This window comes from Streptomyces sp. NPDC058741, assembly GCF_042746715.1.
Taxonomy (GTDB): Bacteria; Actinomycetota; Actinomycetes; order Streptomycetales; family Streptomycetaceae; genus Streptomyces.
In genome coordinates this window covers 1-4,829 of sequence record NZ_JBHYQH010000093.1, presented here as the reverse complement: position 1 = coordinate 4,829, position 4,829 = coordinate 1, and the positions used below count along the sequence as shown (strand labels likewise).

The 4,829-nt window shown below is 65.0% G+C and carries 2 protein-coding genes and 2 pseudogenes; 1 reads left to right on the top strand and 3 read right to left on the bottom strand.

The window, feature by feature from the left end:
• The first annotated feature begins 169 nt into the window (after positions 1–169).
• Entirely contained in the window at positions 170–685 is a 516-nt protein-coding gene (locus tag ACFW6P_RS31940; RefSeq protein WP_386360073.1) for a hypothetical protein, read from the top strand.
• A 65-nt stretch (positions 686–750) separates the two neighbouring features.
• On the opposite strand, the gene ACFW6P_RS31935 is transcribed toward ACFW6P_RS31940, so the two are convergent.
• The 3 genes and pseudogenes from ACFW6P_RS31935 to ACFW6P_RS31925 all read right to left on the bottom strand — a co-directional run.
• Positions 751–1,980, bottom strand: coding sequence for a hypothetical protein (locus ACFW6P_RS31935; protein ID WP_386425759.1), 1,230 nt, complete (start codon positions 1,978–1,980; stop codon positions 751–753).
• 196 nt (positions 1,981–2,176) lie between these two features.
• A pseudogene (locus ACFW6P_RS31930) lies at positions 2,177–4,039 on the bottom strand (DNRLRE domain-containing protein); the annotation flags it as partial.
• Between the two features lie 526 nt (positions 4,040–4,565).
• Positions 4,566–4,829: pseudogene (locus ACFW6P_RS31925) on the bottom strand (hypothetical protein); the annotation flags it as partial.

The window sequence follows — 4,829 nt, the reverse complement described above, 5'->3', positions numbered from 1 at the left end:
CTAACTGCGTGCACCCACGACCAGCCGGCACCACCACCGGCTGGTCCTGCACTCCACACCGGCTGGACGAAGACGAATGGCTCCGTGGGGCCTTTGGAGTCCCTAATCAGGTCGGCAGACGCCGGGCATTATGCTGCTCGCGACTCAATCAATCACGTGTGAGGTGCCCATGAGCAGGCTGTTGGATTTCCACGAAAGCACGGTTTCCCCAAGTTACCGCATCTTCGGTCTGGTTGACACGAGTATCGATACGTATGCACCCCCTTCGGATCGCTCGCAATGGCTCCTTTCTGCCCCTGGCATGGTGTATTTGCAGGTGCCGCCCCAGGTGATCCGGACGTCCGTGCGGTTGGAGAGTTGGTCAACCGTCCCTCCGCCGGACGATGAGGAGTGGTCCGGTACGGAAGAGGTGGAGGTGGAGCTTCCCGGCGGTGATCTTGCCTTGGAAACCATCGACGGCGGGCAGAAGGAAACCCCCCTTATCCTGCCCTCGTCCGGCTTGTACCGGATGCGATGGCAATGGATATTCAATCCTGCAGGCGGGGCTTTCACCTCTCCACTGGCGGGAATTCGCGAACCCCTGCCCATGCCCCTGAGACACGAGGAGAAACTGAACGGCGCGGATCAGTACTGCCTGGTCCAAATCTGGCGCATCACGGGCAGTGAAGGCATCGTGGAAGAGTAAGGGAAAAGCGGGGCCGCCCCGATGGAGCGGCCCCGCATGACGATCATTCGAGACCGGAGGTCCGGTCAGTCGCCGATGACGACTATGAACGGGTCATGACTGAGAATCCGGTCGTTGTCGTACCAGGAGCCGAGACGCCGCCCGGCCTCTTGGTTCTCGTCTGAGTCGATGTAACGGACGGAGAAGTCGTCGCGGTACGCATCCCCCTCGTACTGGTAGCGCGCGGCCCCCTGATAGCTGGAGGCGAAGGGGAACTCGTCGCAGTCGCGTTGCTCTCCCGCCGTGGGCCGGCCCGGAACGGCGGCGTTGTTACATGTGGAGGAGACCACGGAGCGGTTGGCGTCGTAACGCTCCTGCTCGTTCAACCCGAACCCGGGCACGAGGCGGTGCATCGGATTCAGGGCACTCCCCCCGGCCAGCCTCTTTTCGCTCTTCGTCGGATAGGTGCTGCTCGGGTCGTCCAGAGCGTCGCCGATGTGGTCCGCGACAGCGGCGACTCCGATGTACGGCTCCACGGGAGCACTCGGATCGGACGTGTCGCTGCGGTCGTAGCGCAGGGCGGGCGTCGCGTCGGGGAAGACGGAACCCACCTTCGCCCGCACGTTGTAGGCGGCGCTATCGAAGCGGACCTCTCCCTGCTCACCCTCGGAAGGAATGACCTGGGAGTACCCGGGGATCGTGAACTTGAGGACCGGGGTGAACAGACCCGTGGCTATCTGATCGCCGTTGGCGACGTCGGGCAGCCTGGGCGCCAGCGACCACAGGTCGAACTTCGTGTCACCGTTGTACTTCCACTGGCTGGGCGAGTCACTGCGGCCGGTGTACACGCCAGGCTGGCAGGCGTCCTCCGCCGTGGGGCTGCCCGGAACTCCGATGTCCCAGTCTCCCTCGCACTCCAGTTTCGCTTCCAACTTGGCGCCTGCCTTGTTGAAGTCTCCGCTGGAGAGGAAGACGTCCACATTGAAATCGAATTCGGCGAACCGGGTCAGCGTGCTGTCACCCAGACCGCCGATCTGTCCTCGACCGATGAGGGTGTTGGTCGAGATGAAGGTGCCCTGCAGATAGCAGCCGGGGGGCCACAGACCGCACCTGATCGCCGGCATGACCGTCAGAGTCTCCTGGCAGTACGAGAACCGGTTCTTGATCCACCCCGATGCGTTGTCCGAGTCGTCGGCGTCGTGGCACTCGTCGACATCGGCGATGTACTCGTAGGGATCCTGGCCGTTGTTCTCGGGCTTGCGGCCGCGGTTGAAGCGCTGACTCGGAACGGTGTAGGTGCGCTCCCAGGCAGCCATCGTCCCGACGGCCGGCCCCTGTGCCGTGCCGGCCGCAGCACTGCTGGAGGTACCGGACGTGGCTGCGGCAGGCTGCTCAGCGGACGGACCGGTGCGCGGCTTGATGTTGAGCGCGTCCAGATTCCCGTCCCTGTTCAGGACTTGCTCAACCTGAGCGGGGTCGGCGATCAGCGCGGGGATCGTTGATCGTGTAGGTGTCGGCCGGCTGAAGACTGGTGGGGACGCCGGCGGCGGCGGTCTCCACGACGAACGTCCGCCACGGGGACCATCCCATGTTGTAGTGGGTGCCGTGTCGTAGGCGTTGGTGCGGAACTTGTACATCTTGCCGTCGACGAGCTGCCCCTCGGGGACCGTCACGGTGGCCCACTCGCCGGGTGTGACGAAGTCGGACACAAGCACGCCGTCCCCGGCCGGAGTCGTGATCGGCGTGTTGGATTCCGCGTCGTAGACCTGGAAGCTACCACTGACCTTGTCGCCGTCCGCGTCGGCGAACTGGTCCCTCAGCGTTGGTGTGAGGGTGCTGACGGCCCACACACCGTTGTAGGTCTTGAAGGGCGGACCAGCTTGCTGCGCCGTTCCGTCGGAGGGACGGTAGTTGTAGGTCACGGTCAGCTTCGGCTGGTTCGCGGTCGCGTTGCCGGAGTTGACGCGCTTCCAGGCACGGGTGTCGTCCGTCTCCGTGCGCAGACCCATGTAGCCGCGGGTCGCCTTCGCGGAGGCCCAGGTCTGCACGAGGGTGTCGACGTCTGCGTTGATCCAGCCGTCGGGCTGGGTGGCGGTGCAGTCCGGGTTGCCGCGGGTCTGGGTCGAGGAGTGGTACTGCTTGTTCCAGGTGGGCTGGTTCGTCCAACGCGACGAGGTGGACGCCTCGGTGGTGTCCCATACGGTCCACGCCTGGGCGGCGCAGTCGGTGTTGCCCGAATGGAAGTTCCACAGCGCCAGGTTCGTGTCGATGATCAACGCGTCCTGGATCGGCGTGGTGTTCCAGTGGACGAAGGACCGGGCCACGCGGGTGGTGCCGTCGGCGTTGGTGGTGCCGGGGTTACCGAAGTCGAGTTCGGTGTCGGCCGACCAGTCGACTGTTTCACCGCGCTGCACGTAGGTGTCGAAGGTGGACGCCAGGGCGGAGGTCGAGGGGTCAACCGTGACCGGGTACCGGGTCTTGGGACTGGCGAGGAACTCCGCGCTTGGCGTGACGACCAGGTCGATGCGGCCGGTTCCCTTGTTCACGACCTTCATGGCGACGCGGGACCGGCGGGTGTGCTCGCCTGACCGCTTGTCCACCGAGGCGTCCCACATGACGGGGGCGGGCATCGTCGCGCGCCGCTCACCGGTCTCGGTGTCGGTGAACGTCACCGAACCGTCCTTGTTCGCCTTGGCCTTCAGCCCCTTGGCCTTGACCGGCAGCGTGTACGAATAGGCGCCGGAGGGCCTTTCGTTGATCTCGACGTACTGCTCGAAGCCGGTCCGCGTCGCCTCGACGATGACGTCGGCGCCCGGTACGGCCTCCGGGTAGCGAGCAGTGGTGCCGTCCAGCTCCGGCGCGGGAAGAACACCCTTCCACTGCAGCGTCACGGCCTGCTCACCACTGCCCAGCGTGACGAGATCACGCGGGGCGGCGTCACGGGCGGCGGCCAGCGAACGCGGCGCGGTGCCGCCCTTGCCGGCCAGGTGCAGCCCGTTGGGATGCTCCTTCGCCTTCACCGTGCCGTCAGCGGCCCTGGTCAGCGTGGCATCGACCTTGCGCCACGCACCGGCCCGCCAGACCCGCTCGGGTCCGGAGGTCAGCTCGGTGGTGAGAGTGCCGTCGGGGTTGGCCACGGTGTACGAGGTGGCCGTCGTCTCGTCAGAGGCGACGACCTTCTTGCCGGTCTTCCGCGCCTCGAGTCTCGCCCACTCCTTCGAGCCCTTGGCGTGCCGAGCGGCCTTTTTGGCGTCGGCCTTGCGAGCGTCAGCCTTGTAAGTCTGGGCGGCTTCCGCAGACGTGCTGCGGTCAGGGCCAGAAGCCGCGGCGGCCTGGCCCGTATTGGCGATTTCCCGCCTCGGCGATCAGCAGCAATGCGGCTGCTGCCGCAACTTGGCTGCCTCTTCTGCGTCTTGATGGGATGGATCGTGTGGATGGCGACACGAAGTGCAGTGCCCTTCCTCATGGGTCAACTCAAACGTCTGTGCGGAGTCGCACGAACGGCAGGACCCTGACAGGAAAAGCAACCCCTCTGAAGTTGCTTTCAGGACACGTGCATCAATCAACTAGTCGGGAAATGGGCGCGCTCGGCATGTCGGGACGCACGTGATCAAACGTCAGGTAGATCACATCAGATCCTCGGCCTCACAAGGACGGATGGGGGAACGTGCAGAGCGAAAGATCCGGTCCCTGCTTGGCCTGTGACCTCACTTGCCCTGTTGGAAGAGGTCGAGGTGTCCGATAGGGAGCATTCCTCACCCTGAGCGGCAAAACGGAGCTGTGGAGAGAGCGCACCTCAAGGCCGAGGTGACCTGAAAGTGACGCTAACTCTCCGTGCACTCAAGGAGTGTGACGTTTTCTCAGCCTAATGCGCTGGATAGAGAATGGCCTACCCGGCCTCTCACACGCCGGGGAACCTCCAGCCTGGCCCACGACGGCTTTCGCGTGCCTCTCCTCCTCCGGCCGAGGAGCACATGTGGATCGTGGACAGATGGATCTCGTCCACTCCGGTGATCCCCTTGATCCCGTCCGGGCCGGCCGAGGGGTCGACGTCGAACTTGATGTCGTCGTAGCCCCAGCCGGCCGTGGCCACGGTCGAGTACTTGACACCGGAAGCGGTCTGCCAGCCGATGTCCCACGTCACGAGGGTGGCGCCGAACGCTAA

Excerpts from the sequence above, each read along its gene's own strand:
- ACFW6P_RS31940 (WP_386360073.1), top strand. The coding sequence starts at position 170 with ATGAGCAGGCTGTTGGATTTCCACGAAAGCACGGTTTCCCCAAGTTAC.
- ACFW6P_RS31935 (WP_386425759.1), bottom strand. The coding sequence starts at position 1,980 with ATGGCTGCCTGGGAGCGCACCTACACCGTTCCGAGTCAGCGCTTCAAC.